Consider the following 17,073-nt stretch of genomic DNA (forward strand, 5'->3'; position numbering starts at 1 on the left):
TAGTGGTGTAGGGTAGCGCACCCGACACTTCCATCTCCGTTGGCTTCTCTGCGGTATGTCACACCCATCTAGCATCGATTTCGACGAGCTCGCCTCACGCATCAAGCAGTGGGGACGAGAACTCGGCTTCCAGGCGATCGGTATCACGGATACCGATCTCTCGAGCCATGAGCGCTATCTGCAGCGCTGGCTGAACGCCGGACATCACGGCGAGATGCACTACATGGCCAAGCATGGGAGCAAACGCACCCGGCCGCAGGAGCTCGTCCCCGGAACGCTGCGGGTGATCAGCGCGCGCATGGACTACCTGCCGCCCGAGGTCGAGACCACCAGGATACTGGGACAACCGCAAAAGGCGTACGTTTCACGCTACGCGCTGGGCCGCGACTATCACAAACTGATTCGCAAGCGCCTCGATCAACTGGCCCGCCGGATCGAGGACGAAGTCGGCCCGATCGGCTATCGCGCCTTCGTCGACTCCGCGCCGGTAATGGAGCGCGCCCTGGCCCAGAAAGCCGGGCTGGGCTGGTTCGGCAAGAACGCCATGCTGCTCAACCCGCAGGCCGGCTCGCTGTTCTTCCTCGGCGAACTCTATACCGACCTGCCGCTGCCGGTGGACCCGCCCTTCGAGCGCGAGCACTGTGGCTCCTGCTCCAGCTGTCAGACTGCCTGTCCGACGAATGCCATCATCGACGACAAGGTGATCGACGCGCGGCGCTGCATCTCGTACCTGACCATCGAACTCCACGGCAGCATTCCCGTCGAGTTCCGCCGGGCCATGGGCAATCGCGTCTACGGCTGCGACGACTGCCAGCTGTTCTGCCCTTTCACCCGCTTCACTCGCGCCAGCACCGAGCCGGATTTCGCGCCGCGTCACGATCTCGACCGCGCCGAGCTGATCGACCTGTTCGCCTGGAGCGAGACCGAATTCCTCAAGCGCACCGAAGGCAGCCCGATCCGGCGCATCGGCTACGAGTGCTGGCTACGCAATCTCGCCGTCGGGCTGGGCAACGCGCCCTGGAGCGAGCGGGTCGAGAGCGCCCTGCGCGCCCGCCTGGCCTACCCTTCAGATCTGGTTCGAGAACATGTGCACTGGGCGCTGGAAGAACAACGGCGCAAGCGCGAGGCGCGCATCGCCAGCGCCTAGCCCATGACGAACGGGTCGCGCGCCCGTCACGATCCGCTCTTCAGGAAGACAGCTTCAGGAATGTCTCGCGGTAATGCTTGAGCTCCGCCAGCGATTCACGGATGTCGTCCAGCGCCTGATGCGTGTTCTGCTTGGTGAAGCTGCTCGCCGCCGCCGGATTCCAGCGCTTGGCCAACTCCTTCAGCGTCGAGACATCCAGGTTGCGATAGTGGAAGAAGTCGTTGAGCGCCGGCATCTCGCGCTCCATGAAACGACGATCCTGATGGACGCTGTTGCCGCAGACCGGCGAGGTGCCAGGCGAGACATAAGTGGCGAGAAACGCGAGCGTGCGGCGTTCCGCTTCCGCCGTATCGATGGCGCTCTCGCGGACCCGCTGGATCAGCCCGGATTCGCCATGGGTCTTCTGGTTCCACTCGTCCATGCCATCGAGCAGAGCGTCTGGCTGATGTACGGCCAGCACCGGCCCTTCGGCGATCAGGTTCAGCTCGGCATCGGTAATCAGCGTTGCCACCTCGATGATGCGTTCCCGGTCAGGATCGAGACCGGTCATTTCCAGATCGATCCAGACCAGAAGATCGCTACGTGTGCCGGCGGCGGATGAGTTAGTGGTGGATGAGTTAGAGGCGGATGAGTCAGTGGTGGATGAGTTAGAGGCAGATGGTTCAGACATGAACAACTCCAGAGTCGGTGTCCTCGGCCGCGCGGACGCGGGCGGACACGGCAAGTCGGTAAAGGCTACAATGCCCGCCATTCTACCCTCGGGGCACGACGGATGGGCAAACACCAGCAGCTAGAACCGAAAACCATGAGTCACCGTAAACCATGAGCCGCCGCAAACTGAGCCGCCAACAGCGCTGGCGCGTCGAGAAGATCCAGGCCGAACGCACCGAAAGAGCGTTGAAGAAGGACGACCGCGATAGCGAACGTCTCGATGCCGGCGAATACGGAGCCGAGCAGCCAGGCCGGGTCGCCGCCCACTTCGGTCGCTCGCTGGAGGTCGAATCCGTCGAGGGTGATCAGATCCGGCTGCACCGCTGCCATCTGCGCGCCAATCTCGAAGGGCTGGTAACCGGCGACCAGGTCATCTGGCGCCAGGCCAACGACGGCAGCGGCGTGGTGGTCGCCCGCGGCGAGCGTCACAGCGTGCTCGAACGCCCGGATGCCCACGGTCAACTGCGCCCCGTCGCCGCCAACATCGACCAGATCCTGATCGTGGTCGCGGTCGAGCCGGAGCCGCACCCCAACCTGATCGACCGCTACCTGGTCGCCGCGGAACATACCCGGATCCCGCCCGTGCTGGTGCTCAACAAGAGCGACCTGCTGCCCGCCGCCGGCGGTGAACTGCGCGACATGCTGGCCCGCTACGGTGAACTGGGTTACCCGCTGATCGAAGCGTCCGCGCGCGGCGAGCACGGGCTGGACGCGCTGCATGCACGGCTGGCGGCACGAACTTCCGTCTTCGTCGGCCAGAGCGGGGTCGGCAAGTCCTCGCTGATCGATAAACTGCTGCCCGCCGAAACCTTGCGAATCGGCGCACTGTCGACGGATACCCGCAAAGGCAAGCACACCACCACCACGGCCCGCCTCTACCCGCTACCGCTGGAGACGGCGCTCGACGGAACGCGCCGAGGCGACTTGATCGACTCGCCCGGCATTCGGGAATTCGGCCTCTGGCATCTCGACGAGCGCGAACTGGCCGAGGGCTTCATCGAGTTTCGTCCGTTTCTCGGCCACTGCCGATTCCGCGACTGCCGCCATCGTCAGGAACCCGGCTGCGCCCTGCTCGACGCCGTTGAACGTGGCGACATTCATCCCCAGCGTTTCGCCAGCTTTCAGCGCATCAGAGACGACATCGCCGCGTCCTGAGAGTCGCCAGGGGTTATCGAAGCCGCCCCAGCGCCTTTCAAGACGACGCTGAACGGCGCCCGCTGAGCCGGGTCTTGTGGCATGGATGCCACAAGAGGCGCGCCTGGACAGGGATGTCCTTGCGCGCCGACCCGAGCGCAAGCGGCAGTCGTTCAGGGTTTCGTCGTTTTGTGGCGCGAAAAGAGGGGGAGCGGCGAGGGGGCGAGCGTTAAGCCCCCTCGTCAGGGTGAGCAGCAGGCTGGATCAAGACTCGACAGTCGTAGCCCCGCTGCCAGAAACACATCTCTCAGGCATGATTTTGATGATGACCAAAAGGATCGCCGCGTCCTGAGACGCGGCGATATCCAATCATCCACCAATGCCTGGGCTGACTCATTCAGACACTACCAGATCACCACTGACGAGGCCGCTACCGCCCTCCTGCACGTTATTCTTGAGGGGCAAGCCCCTCAAACTCCCCTTTTTGACGCCACAGAACGGCGGACTCCGAACGCTAGAGCGCCTGCGCTCGGGTCGGCGCGAAAGGGCATCCTGCCCAACGCGCCTCTCGCGTCATCCATGACGCGAGACCCGGCTCGACGCTCTGCGTTCAGCGCCGTTCCGAAAGGCGTCTCGGGTGCAAGCCTTCGAGAAAGCCAACCTGGCTCAGAAATGCGATGCACCAACGAAGATGGCAATCAGAGGCCGCTTTTTTAACAAAGAGTGTCGAGCGCAGGCCATCTGGTTCAGCCTTCGAACAACATCAGGATGGAGAGGAAGAACAGCACCCACATCGCCGGGCGCACTTCCTTCGCCTTGCCGACCCCCACCTTGACCGCGACGAATGTCAGGAAGCCGAACACCACGCCGTGGGTGATCGAGTAGGTCAGCGGAATCAGCATCATCGCCACGAACGCCGGGATGGCATCGTCGTACTGCTGCCAGTCGATGGTGCGAATCGGCGAGAGCATGAACACGCCCACCATGATCAGCGCCGGCGCGGTGGCGATGGCCGGCACTAGTGCCAGCAGCGGCGACAGGAACAGAAACGGCAGGAACAGCAGCCCCGCGACCACGGCGACCAGCCCGGAACGCCCGCCCTGACTGATACCGGCCGCGGATTCGACATAGGCGTTGGCCGGGCTGGTGCCCAATGGCGCGGAGATCAACGCCGAGAACGCGTCCACCATCATCGAACGGCGAATGTTGCGCGGCTCGCCGTCCTCGTCGAGCAGGTTACCCGCCTGACACACGCCGATGAATGTCGACATCGCGTCGAAGAACGTCGTGAACAGGATCACGAAGATGAACGGCCAATAGGCGATGGATAGCGCGCCGATGAAATCGACCTGCCACAGCGCACCGAAATCGGGCCAGGCGAAAATGCCCTGGAAGTTGACCAGCGTCGGCGAGCCTGTCGGCGACACGGCACTGGCATCACCCCACAGCCGGCCGATGGGAATGGCGAGTACCGTGGTAACGACGATGCCCAGGATCAGCGCGCCCTGAATGCGGCGCGCCACCAGCACGGCAGTGATCCCCAGCCCGATCAGAAACGTGACCAGCGTCGGCGTCATTTCGCCCAGACCGACCACCGTGGCCGGATTGGAGACCAGCATGCCGGCGTTGACCAGGCCGATCACGGTAATGAACAGGCCGATGCCGCAGGCAATGGCGTGACGCAGCGTTGCCGGGATCGCATCGACCACGTAGCGGCGCACGTTGAACAGCGCCAGCAGGCCGAACAGCACGCCGGACCAGAACACGCAGCCCAGCGCGGTCTGCCACTCGATGCCCGCCCCCAGCACCATGGTGTAGGTGAACAGCGCATTGATCCCCATGCCCGGCGCCACCAGGATCGGGTTACGCGCATAGAGGCCCATCATCACGCTGCCGAAAAAGCTGATCAGCACGGTGGCCGTCAGGGCACCGGCGAACGGAACACCGGCGCTGGAAAGAATCGAAGGATTGACCACGATGATGTACATCGCCGCCAGGAAGGTCGCGATGCCCGCCAGCACTTCGGTTTTGACCGTCGTCCCCAGCGAGCGCAGAGAGAACATTTTTTCAAGCACGCAGCAATCTCCTGGCAATCATGATTGTTATTGGTGACGCGAACCGCTCGCGTCCGTGAATTTTGTATACGAGGATGGTCCCCATGAAAAGGGCCGAGAGGTCATCGGGCCGAAAAAACCCGTCCGAATTCGACCTTGCGAACGGGTGGCCGCCACTCTCGAGCGGCGCGCAGTATAGCGGATCCGCTTCGCGACGCCATCCGCTATCCTGGCGACAGGCACGTGTGCCATCATCATGCCCATTGCTGCAGCACGATCACGACAGAAACGATCACGACAGGAGTCACCGCTCATGAGCTCGGAAACCCCTCAGTTGCCACTGATTCTGGACCCGGCCACGTTAGCGCAGCACCTCGAAGACCCGCACCTGCTGATCATCGATGTGCCGCTCAAGGCCGAAAGTTACGAATCGGGTCACGTGCCGGGTGCGATCTTCCTCGAATCCCGCCGCCTGCTGGCCGGCACCGGCGAGGTGCCCAACGACGTGCCATCCGAAGCTGCTCTGAGCGCGCTGTTTTCCGAGCTCGGGCTGACGCCGGAGACCCATGTCGTCGCCTACGACGATGAAGGAGGCGGCTGGGCCGGGCGTCTACTCTGGACGCTGGAGCTGATCGGCCACCGCCGTTACTCGTACCTCAACGGCGGGATCCACGCCTGGCGTGCCGACGGTCAGCCGGTCTCCACCGCGCCCGCCTCGTCCACGCCCAGCCAGTACGAAGCGGCCTACCTCAATCCGCAGGTCCTGATCCGGCGCGAGGAACTGATGGAGCGACTCGGCGATCCTGCGCTCGCGATCTGGGATGCCCGTTCCGACGAGGAGTATCGGGGCACCAAGGGCGAAAATCGCAAGCGGGGTCATATCCCCGGGGCGGTCAACTTCGACTGGCTGGACGTGATGGATAAGGACCACGACCTGCGTCTGCGCGACTACGCCGAACTCGTCACCGAACTGGAAGCCCGCGGCCTGACCCAGGACAAGGAGATCGTGACCCACTGCCAGACCCACCACCGCAGCGGACTGACCTGGCTCGCCGCCAAGGCGCTCGGTTACGACAACGTTCGCGCCTATCCCGGCTCGTGGAAGGAGTGGGGCAACCGCGACGATACGCCAGTCGAGAAGTGACGGCCGCCGGCTCGTAGCTCGTAGCTCGTAGCTCGTAGCTCGTAGCTCGTAGCTCGTAGCTCGTAGCTCGTAGCTCGTAGCTCGTAGCTCGTAGCTCGTAGCTCGTAGCTCATTCTATTGCGCGGACCGGGTAGTCTCGCTACCTTGTCCGCCTTCCAGTTCGTCCGTCTTTCCAATACCGGGGTCGTCATCGTGGATCGCCAGGAACTCTTCGCCAGAATTCAGTACCCACTACCTCACCACGCGATCTCGCGACTGATCGGCCTGGTCGCCGAATGCCGGATTCCCTGGGTCAAGGATCTGTTCATCCGTCGTTTCATTCACACCTACGGTGTGGACATGAGCCAGGCCCTGGAGCCGGACCCGACCGCCTACGCCTGCTTCAACGACTTCTTCACCCGCGCGCTCAAGCCCGACGCTCGCCCCATCGGCGAAGGCCTGGTCTCCCCCGCCGACGGCGTGCTGTCACGCTACGGCCGTATCGAACACGGCACCCTGATTCAGGCCAAGGGACAGACCTACTCGCTTGGCGCCCTGCTCGGCGGCGACGTTTCCCGCGCGGCACCGTTTCGCCAGGGCAGCTTCGCCACGGTCTACCTGTCGCCGAAGGACTACCATCGCGTCCACATGCCCATGACCGGCACCCTGCGCGAGATGACCTACGTGCCGGGGCGGCTGTTCTCGGTCAACCAGGCCACTGCCAATCACGTGCCCGGCCTGTTCGCCCGCAACGAGCGCCTGGTCTGTATCTTCGATACCGAGCACGGGCCGCTGGCGATGGTGCTTGTCGGCGCGATGATCGTCGCTGCCATCGAGACTACCTGGGCCGGCCAGGTCACGCCGCTGAGCGGTCGCGTGCAGACCACGCGTTTCGATGAGCCGATCGTGATCGAGAAGGGACAGGAGATGGGCCGTTTCAAGCTCGGCTCCACCGTGGTGATGTGCATGGGCCGAGAGATGGCTTTCGGAGATTTCGACCCGAAAGGCAGCCCGATCAGCATGGGCCAGACGATGGGCGCGCTGCCGGGCGAGGCCTGATGCTGGCGCCTGGAGAAAGACACTCCATAGCCACCGACTCCGGGAGTTAGCAATGCCACTGGAAATCTCCCGCAACGTATCGATCCCCGACAACGAGATCGAACTGATCGCCGTCCGCGCCCAGGGCGCCGGCGGCCAGAACGTCAACAAGGTCTCCTCGGCGATTCACCTGCGCTTCGATATTCGCGCCTCGAGCCTGCACCCCGGGTTCAAGGAAAAGCTGCTGGCGCTCAGCGACAAGCGCATCACCCGCGACGGGGTCATCGTGATCAAGTCGCAAGAGCATCGTACGCAGGAACTCAACCGTGAAGCCGCGCTGGCCAGGCTCAAGCAGTTGATCAAACCCGTGCTCTACGGCGACAAGCCGCGGCGGGCGACCCAACCCAGCCGTAGCGCAAAGCGAAAGCGGGTCGATCAAAAGACGAAACACGGCCAGAAGAAACGCCTGCGCGGGCGCGTAGATGACTGAAATCGCCCTTTTCCTCGAGGCGTCTCGTAGAGACGCCTCGAATCGTTCGAATCGCTAAACCAGCCTGGCCATCAACCCGGCCATCAGTCTCGAGCGCTCGATCAGGCTGTCGATCTCGATGTGTTCGTTCAAGGTATGAATGCCGGCACCTCGCAGGCCCAATCCGTCGAGTGTGGGCAGTCCCATCGCCCCGGTAAAGTTGCCATCGGAACCGCCGCCGCTACTGGAGTGCGGCAGGGACATTCCGAGTTCATCCGCGACCGCTTTGGCGTGACCGTAGAGTGCTAGCGTTGCCTCGTTCGGCTCCCATACCGGGCGTACCACGCCGAGTCTGACCTCGAAGCCCACGCCACCCTCCTCGCGCTGGTTCAGTTGCAGCATGCGCGCGATCCCGCGATCCAGGTCCGTCTGGCGCTTGGCCATGCTCAGCGCCTCGCCGCGACAGGTCGTCGACACGCAGTTGACCCATTGACCGCCCTGCACCACACCGACGCTGAAGGTACAGTCATCGTCGGTCATCGCCTCGATCTCTGGAATTCGCGCCACCATCTCGCGAATCGCCGAGTGCCCTTCGGCCAATGCGGCGCCGGCATGACTCGGCCGACCGTGGGCCAGCAGGTCGAAACGGGCGATGGCATACCGGCCGGTAACCACGCCGTTGCCGACCCGCGCCGGTTCCGGCACCAGAATGTAGCGATGTCTTGCCGCTTCCCGTTCGATCAGTTCGCGGGTGCCGGGGCTGCCGACCTCCTCGTCGCAGGTCAGCAGTACATGAATCGGCAGGGCCGTGTCGATGCCGGCCTGACGCAGCGCGGCCACGGCGTGAAGTGCAGCGAACGTGCCACCTTTCATGTCACAGATCCCGGGACCGTAACAGCGACAGCCCTCGTGCCTGAACGGCAAGGTTTCCAGCGTCCCGACGGGATGCACCGTATCGAGATGCGCCATGATCAAGATACCGCCCTGCTCGCTCGCGGGGTGCGGAAAGCTCGCCTTGAGGCAATCGCCGAGTCCGATCGGACCGGGAATGCGCTCGACCGAAGCCCCCAGATCGACCAGATCTTCCGACGCCAGTGTCATCATGCGATTGACGGCGTGGGCATCGAAGGTCGGACTTTCGCATTCGACCCAGCGCTTCAGCCCGGCAATCATGTCATCGATATCGAATTCGAGCGCCTTCACGAACCCCCGGGCAAGACTCATGCGCTCACCGCCCGGGACTCGGCCACATCCGCCAGCTCGTTGAGGCGACGCTCGGCAACCCGTGCCAGCAGGCTCGCACCGACCGGCAGAATGCCGTCGTCCAGCACGAACGCCGGATTATGGACCGGAATATCGCCGGCATGTCCCACCCAACAGTAGGAGCCGGGCACTACCTTGAGCATGTCGGCGAAGTCTTCGCTCCCCATTGCCGGGCGGCCGAGATCGCCGACATTGGCGTCACCGACGATCTCCTTGGCCGCTGCTTCCAGCGCCCCGGTCTGCTCGGCATGGTTCTCCAGTACCGAAAAGATATTGCGGATATCGACATCGATCTCGACGCCGTAGGCGTTGGCCACCCCGGCGGAAAGTTCGCGGATGCGCTCGTGGATCAGTGCGGCGACGCCGTCGTCGAAGGTGCGAATGGTGCCGGAGAGCGTGGCCGACTGCGGAATCACGTTGTAGGCGGAGCCCGAGTGCAACTGGGTAATCGAGACCACGGCAGCGTCCAGCGGGTCGGTATTGCGGCTGACGATGCTCTGCATGGCCTGTGAAAGCTGGGTCGCTACCACGATCGGATCTCGTGCGTTATTGGGCTGGGCACCATGACTGCCTCGGCCGCGAATGACGATATCGAAGAATTCCGCGCCCGCCATGGCCTTGCCGCTCATCACCCGAATCTGCCCGTGATCGAGGTGCGGCGCATTGTGTAATGCATAGATTTCGTCACAGGGAAAGCGCTCGAACAGCTTTTCGGCAATCATCGCCCGCGCGCCACCCAGCCCCTCCTCCGCGGGCTGGAAGATCAGCATCACGCGTCCGGCGAAGTCTCGCGTCTCGGCGAGATAGCGCGCCGCACCCAGCAGCATCGTGGTATGGCCGTCGTGGCCACAGCCATGAAATCGACCGGGGTGCTTCGAGGCGAACGGCAGCGCCGTTTCCTCGGTCATCGGCAACGCATCCATATCGGCACGCAGTCCGATCGTCTTGCCCGGCCCACGCTTGCCGTCGATCAGGCCGATGACGCCGGTCTTGCCGATTCCAGCGTGTATCTCGACCCCCAGCGCCTGCAGGTAGGCGGCGACGATTGCGGAGGTGCGCTGCTCTTCGAAGCCGATCTCCGGGTGGGCATGGATGTCGTGACGAATCTCGATCAGTTCGTCGGTAAAGGCGTCGATACGCGGCAACGTGGTCATGAAAACTCCTTGGAACGGAAAATCGGTATTGGCGGAACCCAAGATCAGGCGGGCTCGGCAATAGGCGTGAATGGTCTTCCCAGCGGCGAAGTCCGCATACCCGGACGCAGCCGCTGCCATGGCAGATTGGACGGATCCACCGCCATCGGTCCCGGCGCGGCGCAGACCAGAATGGCTTCGGCAATCGGCGCGAAGTCGGCCCGAAAGTGCACCGAACTCTTGTTGACGAGAATGGCCTGCTCCAACGGCTCGATGCCCACCGAGCGATACATCGCCTGATCCGCCATCTGTGCCTTGCGGCTGACCACCACGACGCGCACGTCGCCGATTCGCAGGCAGGCGGACGGTCCCATCTCGAGGCGCCCGCCACCGTAATACGGGCCGGGCGCAACAAAGCAGCCGTCCGAGAGCGCTTCGACCATGAACTCCGCCTCCAGCGGCGAGTCCCCTTCCACGCCGGAATGACCACCCAGCGCCAGCCGGACCACTGCGCCGACGCCCGCCTCGTGCGCGACCTCGGCCGCTGCCGGGTCGAACACGTTGCCGATCGCGGCGCGCTCGGCCCCGCAAGCGATGAGCGCTTTCAGCATGCCCATGGTGTCGGAGTTGCCCCCTGCTCCCGGATTGTCCTGGGTATCGGCGATCACCACCGGTCTGGTCGCACCATCGGCCAGGCGCATTGCTTCGCGTACCCCGGCGTCGGGATCGAGCACCCGCCCGGCGAATGCCGGCTCCTGTGCGGCAATCCGTGCCATCAGTGTGTCGGCGGCAGACTCGGCAGTGACCGAATCGATGCCATAGACCACGATACAAGGGCCGCAGTCGGCGAAATCGGCGGCCGGAAAGCCGGTCAGAAACGAAACGGAGGGCAGCGACTCGCTCTCCATCGCGGCTACCCCGGCATAGAGCGAGCGGCACGGCTCCTCCGCCGTGCACTGCCAGGCGATCGGCATCAGAAAATCGAGCTGACGAAACGCTTTGGCGGGGCGCGGACTTCCCCCCAACAACTTCGCCAACGCCTTGGCACAGCGCGCACCGGTCTCTGCCATGTCGACGTGTGGATAGGTTCGATAAGCGATCAGCATATCGGCCTGCTCGACCATTGCCGGCGTAACGTTGCCGTGCAGATCCAGCGAGACCACGATCGGGACCTCTTCACCCACCAATGCCCGCACACGGCGCAGCAACTCGCCTTCGCCATCATAGAAACGCTGGGTGACCATGGCGCCGTGCAGGTCGAGATAGATGCCATCGAGCGGCATGGCCTTGTCGATCGACGCCAGCAGACGCGCCGCGATCCGCTCGAAGGCATCCTGCGTGACGTGAGCCGACGGACTCGCTGCCGTCCAGAGGGTAGGAATCAGTGTCCATGCTCGGGAGTCGGGGGCATCGATGAAACCGCACAGACCGATATTGCTATCCGCCACCGCATCGAAGATCGCTTCCCCTTCGCTCAGCGGTGGTGCGCCGCCACCGCGAAGGAAATCCTCGTAGGTCGCCGGGCTGGGCGCAAAAGTATTGGTTTCGTGGAGAAAACCACCGACGGCAATCCGGGGCTGGGGCATGACGCGCTCCTTGAATCAAATGGATCATAAGAAGAGGAAGTTCGATCGAGTGATCCCGGCCATTCATGGCTAGACAGGGGCGGTCGATGTGGATGCCGGGGTCTCCTCGAAGACGTGATCGAGAGGACGGAACCCCGAGAAATCCCAGTGTCGGCCGGGAGCCGCCAGCATCAGCGAGCGCGTGTAGGGATGTTCCGGCGCACCGAGCACGCGCTCGGCCGGCCCATACTCCACGACCGCACCTTTCTGCATCACCATCACCTCGTCGCAGATCTGGGCGGCGACACGCAGGTCATGCGTGATGAATAACACCGCGATGCCAAGCCGACGCTGGAGGTCGTCGAGCAGTTCGAGCACCTGGGCCTGAACCGAGACATCCAGCGCCGAGACGGCTTCGTCAGCGACCAGCACGTCGGGCTCCATTGCCAGCGCCCGCGCGATGGCAATGCGCTGACGCTGCCCGCCGGAAAATTGGTGGGGGTAACGGTCGAGTGCGTCTTTCGGCAAGCCCACCAATGCCAGCAGCTCGGCGGATTTCTCCATCGCCTCTTCCCGAGGCGTGCCGTAGTTGATGGGGCCTTCGACCAGGCTGGTGGCAATCGTCAGGCGCGGGTTGAGCGAGCGGAAGGGATCCTGAAAGATCATCTGGATACGCTTGCGATGCGGCTTCAGCGCAGCCCTTCCCAGGCTGGCGATGTCCTTGCCCATCACCCGAACACCGCCGCCAGTCGGTTCGATCATCCGCATCACGCAGCGGGCGACTGTCGATTTGCCGGAGCCGCTCTCGCCGACGATGCCCAGCGTCCGCCCACGCGTCAGCGCGAAGTTGATGTTGCTGGCCGCGAGCGTCTGCGACGCCGCCTTGCCGGTCCAGCGTGCCCAAGCCGAACGTTCGCCATAACGTTTTTCGAGCTCGATCGCTTCTAGCACGATTTCGCGATCGGTCACGGCGCGCGCCGCCCTCGGCCGCAGACTCGGCACCGCCGTCAGCAGTTGACGGGTGTACTCTGTTCCGGGACGTCGCAGCAGTTCCTCGATCGGCTGCGTCTCTACGACCTCGCCATGGCGCATCACGCAGACACGATCCGCGATATCGGCGACGACTCCCATGTCGTGCGTGATGAACAGCACCGAGGTGCCATGGCGCTCCTGCAGCGCCTTGATCAACTTGAGAATCTGCTTCTGCGTAGTGACGTCCAGGGCAGTCGTGGGTTCGTCGGCAATCAGCAGCTTGGGTTCGAGAATCAATGCCATGGCGATCATGATGCGCTGGCGCTGGCCGCCGGAGAGCTGGTGCGGCCAGCTGTCGAAGACACGCTCGATATCCGGCAACTGGACCTGGTCGAGCATCTCGAGTACGCGTTCGCGCCGCTGTGTCGAAGAGAGGCTTTTCTGGTGCATGATCAGCACCTCTTCGATCTGCTCCCCGACCCGCATCAATGGATTGAGCGCCGTCATCGGCTCCTGGAAGATCATCGCCATGCGGCTGGCCCGTAGATCCCGCAGCCGCGTCGGGGAAACCTCGAGCAGCGAATCGACCTCCAGCTCGATGCGCCCGCCGGTCGCTTTCAAGCTCCCTTTGGGCAGCAAGCCCATCACCGCCAGCGAGGTCACCGACTTGCCGGATCCCGACTCTCCCACCAGGCAGAGCGTCTCGCCCGGCGCGATACTGAAGTCGACTCCCTTGAGTATCGGCTTGGCCGCGGCCCCCCGGGTAGCGACCTCCAGCCCCTCGATCTTCAGCACCCACTCAGCAGGACTTTCAGGACGAAGATTATCGGTCATTGCGCACCTCCACGTTTCTGTAGTCGAGGGTCCAGACGGTCACGGGCGGCATCACCAAGCAGATTGATCGAGAGAATGCAGACCGACAGTGCGATGCCCGGCCAGAAGATCAGCGATGGCTTGATCAGGAAGTAGGTTCGGCCCTCCGCCATGATGTTGCCCCAGGTCGGCGTTTCGGTACCGAGGCCGGCACCCAGAAAGGAGAGAATGGCTTCGGTCAGAATGGCCGAGGCGCAGATGTAGGTACTCATCACGATCAGCGGGGCCAGCGTATTGGGCATCAGATGACGCCACATGACCGTGGGGAGGCTACTTCCCAGCGACACGGCAGCCTCCACATAGGGCTCTTCCCGCGCGGACAGCACCACCGAACGGACCAGACGCACGATTCGGGGTATCTCCGGAATGGTGATCGCGGCCATGACCGTCCACAGGTTGGCGCTGATCAAGGAGACGATGGCAATCGCCAGCAGCACGCTCGGAATCGCCATCAGACCATCCATGACTCGCATGATCACTGCATCCAGGCTACGGAAGAAGCCCGCGAGTATGCCGAGCGGCAGACCGACGACGACGCTGATCAGCGCACTGCCGAGCCCCACGATCAGAGAAACCCTTGCGCCGTAGAGCACTCTCGACAGCAGGTCCCGGCCATAGGCGTCGCTGCCCAGCCAGTAGGTATCGCTGGGTGGCTTCAGGCGATCGGCAGGCGACATGTCTAGCGGATCGTGGGGTGCCAGCCACGGTGCCAGAATGGCGATGATCACGATCAGCGTCAGGCAGATGGCGGCAACGATCACCGCCCAGCCGGGGCGCTGGCGCGGCCACCAGCGCAGCCGACGCCGTGGTGGAATGGCGGCGGAAACATCGGGGGATGCATGAGGCGATGATAGGTTCATTGGTAACGAATCCTCGGGTCGAGCAGCGCATAGGAGAGATCGATAGCCAGATTGATCATCACGTAGACGCCGCTGGTGACCAGAATCAGCCCCTGAATCACCGGGTAATCGCGCGAGAGAATGGCATCGACGGTCAACCGCCCCAGCCCTGGAATATTGAACACGCTTTCGGTCACCACCACGCCGGTGATCATCAGCGCGAAGCCGGTCCCGATGACCTCCAGAATCGGCACGCCGGCGTTGCGTAGCGCATGCTTGAACAGCACGCGTTTTTCGCTGGCCCCCTTGGCATGGGCAGTACGAATGAAGTCTTCCCCCAGCACATCGAGCATGCTGGCGCGAGTCATGCGCGCAATCAGCGCGATATAGATCGTCGACAGCATCAGCGCCGGCAGGATCGCGTGCTGGATGAAAGGACCGAACCCTTCCTGGGAAACCCGTCTGAAACCCTGTACCGGTAGCCAGCCGAGATCGATGGAGAAAATCTTGATCAGAATGTAGCCGGTCACGAACACCGGTACCGAAAACCCCAGCACCGACAGGGACATGACCGCGTTATCGATCAGGCTGCCATGCTTCCAGGCCGCGATGACGCCCATCGGCACTGCCACGACCACCGACAGCGCAATGCTCAGCAGCGCCAGGCTAATGGTGGGTTCGAGACGCTGTGCCATCAGTTGCGTCACCGGCAAGTTCGACATCAACGAGGTGCCGAAGTCACCTCGCAATAACTCCCCGGCCCAGTTGAAGAACTGAATATAAAGAGGCTGGTTGAGCCCTAGCGTTTCGCGAATGCGGTCCAGTTGCTCCGGTGTCGCCATATCGCCGGCGATGATGGCGGCGGGGTCGCCCGGCGAGAGCCGCAGCAACAGGAAAACGAACAGCGCAACCACGACCATCACCGGCACTGCTGCCAATGTTCGACGCAGACAGTAGCTGAACATGAGCGTGCTCCATTGAGGTTCGAATCCGATGACTCACGAGTCCGATGAACGACGAACTCGTTGAAATGCGAATTCGTTGACGTGCGAGACGGGAATGGAGCGTGGTGGTAGCCACGCCCCAATCGTTCACTCGGCCTTGGTGACGTTCCAGAACACCGGCACCGGCGAATGGAGAATGCCGGAAAGGTCATTGCTCCAGGCGGCGGGAATCGAATACTCGCCCAGCGGGATATAGGTCACCTGCTCGAAGGCATGCTGCTGAATGCGTTCGGCGATCGCCTTGCGATCCTCGTCGCCGGTGGCCCTGGAGAACTCGTTGCGCATCGACTCGAGCTCGGAATCATCCGGCCAGCCGAACCAGCCGCCGTCCTTGCCACGCCCGTTGAGCATCGGATTGACCAGCGGATTCCACACTTCGGGGATGTACCAGTTGGTGAAGAACATGTTCCAGCCGCCTTCCGACGGGGGCTGCTGGCTGGCGCGGCGGGTTACCAGCGTCTGCCAGTCCATCGGTTGAAGATCGACCTGAAAACCGGCCTGACGCAGAAGCTGTGCGGCGATGACCGGCTGGGGGCTCACCGTCGGCGCATCGGTTGGCTGCATCATCACCACCGGCGTGCCATCGTAGCCGGCTTCCTCGAGCAGCTGTTTCGCCGCTTCCGTGCCACCGCCTTCGGTCAGCGAATTCGGTGCACCGGCGTCGGTGCCCAGCGGCGTCGAGCATCCGTACATCGATGCACAGGTCGAGTAGAACTCGGGATTGCCGACCAGCGAGGCGAGCACATCGGTCTGGTTCATTGCCATCAGCGCAGCGCGGCGGATCTGGGGATCGTCGAACGGCGGGTAAAGGAAGTTGAAGCGGCCAATGGTCTGGCTCCCCAGCTCATTGATCTTCTCGACAGTGAGGTCCGGATTGGCCTGCAGCACCGGCAGCAGGTCGACCGAGGGCGATTCGAGGAAGTCGATCTCGCCGGCATTGAGGGCATTGAGCGCCGTCTGGGCATCGCTCATGTTGATCCACTCGACGCGATCGACGCTGACCACCTTGCCCCCGGCCGTCCAACTGGCCGGTTCCTCGCGCGGTACGTAGTCCTCGAACTTCTCGTAGACCACCCGATTGCCGGGATCGTACTCATCGGCAACGAACCGGAACGGGCCCGAGCCGATCTGATCCTCGACCGTCAACGTCTCGTCCGGCGACTTGCTGGCGATGCGCTCCGGCATCACGAACAGCGGTACCGATGATGGCTTGGCCATCAGTTCCAGCACGTAGGCGAAAGGCGATGACAGAGTCAGCGTCAGTGTCTTCGAATCGGTGGCTTCGACGCTCTCGACGTGATCCATCAGCATCTGCCCACCGCCATCCCGCGCAGCCCAACGCTGGAAGGACGCCACCACGTCACTGGCTGTGACTTCACCGTCATCATGCCACTTGAGGCCGTCACGCAAGGTGAAGGTATATGTCATGCCGTCATCGGAAATCGACCAGTCAGCCATCTGCGGTTGCGGCTGGAACTGGTCATCCATGCCCAGCAAGGTATCGAAAACCATGTAACCATGGTCACGAGTGATATGGGCGGTGGTGGTGATGGGATCGAGTACGCGCAGTCCAGAGTGCATGACTGCACGAAGCGTATTGGCCTCGGCCGGGGCAGCGGCAAGCGGCGAGAAGACGCCAAGCGTAGAGAACAGAGTCGCCATCGCCACACCACCCAGCAGGCGGCGACGCGTAGCGGAAAAGCGACGCGGGAACAGTGTCGTCATGCGAGGACCTCATTTATCGATCT

Annotated in this window: 14 protein-coding genes; 5 read left to right on the forward strand and 9 right to left on the reverse strand. The window is 63.2% G+C overall.

Annotated features, from left to right (window positions below; all coding sequences use genetic code 11):
• Positions 1–55: 55 nt before the first annotated feature.
• Positions 56–1,147 (forward strand): tRNA epoxyqueuosine(34) reductase QueG, encoded by a 1,092-nt coding sequence (gene queG, locus ACWHY3_RS12960; RefSeq protein ID WP_448126693.1) that lies wholly within the window; start codon positions 56–58, stop codon positions 1,145–1,147.
• 40 nt (positions 1,148–1,187) lie between these two features.
• Here the strand turns inward: queG and orn are convergent, their stop codons facing one another.
• Positions 1,188–1,817 carry an oligoribonuclease gene (gene orn, locus ACWHY3_RS12965; RefSeq protein ID WP_448126694.1) on the reverse strand — a complete coding sequence of 210 codons (630 nt, stop codon included), beginning with the start codon at positions 1,815–1,817 and terminating at the stop codon, positions 1,188–1,190.
• Between the two features lie 152 nt (positions 1,818–1,969).
• On the opposite strand from orn, the gene rsgA reads away from it, so the two are divergent.
• Complete coding sequence (gene rsgA / locus ACWHY3_RS12970; RefSeq protein ID WP_448126695.1) at positions 1,970–3,013, forward strand: small ribosomal subunit biogenesis GTPase RsgA; 1,044 nt, start codon at positions 1,970–1,972, stop codon at positions 3,011–3,013.
• A 725-nt stretch (positions 3,014–3,738) separates the two neighbouring features.
• Here rsgA and ACWHY3_RS12975 read toward each other — a convergent pair.
• Positions 3,739–5,055, reverse strand: coding sequence for an NCS2 family permease (locus ACWHY3_RS12975; protein WP_087719350.1), 1,317 nt, complete (start codon positions 5,053–5,055; stop codon positions 3,739–3,741).
• 304 nt (positions 5,056–5,359) lie between these two features.
• On the opposite strand from ACWHY3_RS12975, the gene ACWHY3_RS12980 reads away from it, so the two are divergent.
• The 3 genes from ACWHY3_RS12980 (at position 5,360) to arfB (ending at position 7,697) form a co-directional block, all read left to right on the forward strand.
• Positions 5,360–6,190, forward strand: a complete 831-nt coding sequence (locus ACWHY3_RS12980; protein ID WP_448126696.1) for a sulfurtransferase — start codon at positions 5,360–5,362, stop codon at positions 6,188–6,190.
• Between the two features lie 144 nt (positions 6,191–6,334).
• On the forward strand, positions 6,335–7,228 hold the full coding sequence (gene asd, locus ACWHY3_RS12985; RefSeq protein ID WP_448126697.1) for an archaetidylserine decarboxylase: 894 nt from the start codon (positions 6,335–6,337) through the stop codon (positions 7,226–7,228).
• A 52-nt stretch (positions 7,229–7,280) separates the two neighbouring features.
• On the forward strand, positions 7,281–7,697 hold the full coding sequence (gene arfB / locus ACWHY3_RS12990) for an alternative ribosome rescue aminoacyl-tRNA hydrolase ArfB (protein WP_448126698.1): 417 nt from the start codon (positions 7,281–7,283) through the stop codon (positions 7,695–7,697).
• A gap of 54 nt (positions 7,698–7,751) precedes the next feature.
• Here arfB and ACWHY3_RS12995 read toward each other — a convergent pair whose 3' ends face one another.
• From ACWHY3_RS12995 to ACWHY3_RS13025, 7 genes are all read right to left on the reverse strand, one after another.
• Entirely contained in the window at positions 7,752–8,900 is a 1,149-nt protein-coding gene (locus tag ACWHY3_RS12995; protein ID WP_448126699.1) for a M20/M25/M40 family metallo-hydrolase, read from the reverse strand.
• On the reverse strand, positions 8,897–10,093 hold the full coding sequence (locus ACWHY3_RS13000; RefSeq protein WP_087719354.1) for a M20 aminoacylase family protein: 1,197 nt from the start codon (positions 10,091–10,093) through the stop codon (positions 8,897–8,899). The genes ACWHY3_RS12995 and ACWHY3_RS13000 overlap by 4 nt, the downstream gene beginning before the upstream one ends.
• Positions 10,094–10,137: 44 nt before the next feature.
• Entirely contained in the window at positions 10,138–11,658 is a 1,521-nt protein-coding gene (locus ACWHY3_RS13005; RefSeq protein ID WP_303853356.1) for a M81 family metallopeptidase, read from the reverse strand.
• A 69-nt stretch (positions 11,659–11,727) separates the two neighbouring features.
• Positions 11,728–13,443: an ABC transporter ATP-binding protein gene (locus tag ACWHY3_RS13010; protein ID WP_087719356.1), complete on the reverse strand. Its 1,716-nt coding sequence runs from the start codon at positions 13,441–13,443 to the stop codon at positions 11,728–11,730.
• Positions 13,440–14,342: an ABC transporter permease gene (locus tag ACWHY3_RS13015; RefSeq protein WP_448126700.1), complete on the reverse strand. Its 903-nt coding sequence runs from the start codon at positions 14,340–14,342 to the stop codon at positions 13,440–13,442. Before ACWHY3_RS13015 ends, ACWHY3_RS13010 begins: the two co-directional genes overlap by 4 nt.
• The gene (locus tag ACWHY3_RS13020) at positions 14,339–15,286 is read right to left on the reverse strand and encodes an ABC transporter permease (protein WP_087719358.1); all 948 of its coding nucleotides are present in this window, start codon (positions 15,284–15,286) and stop codon (positions 14,339–14,341) included. Before ACWHY3_RS13020 ends, ACWHY3_RS13015 begins: the two co-directional genes overlap by 4 nt.
• A gap of 126 nt (positions 15,287–15,412) precedes the next feature.
• A complete protein-coding gene (locus ACWHY3_RS13025; RefSeq protein ID WP_332779990.1) occupies positions 15,413–17,050 on the reverse strand; it encodes an ABC transporter substrate-binding protein in 1,638 nt (545 codons plus the stop codon).
• Positions 17,051–17,073 lie beyond the last annotated feature (23 nt).

The organism is Salinicola sp. NYA28a, assembly GCF_976982775.1.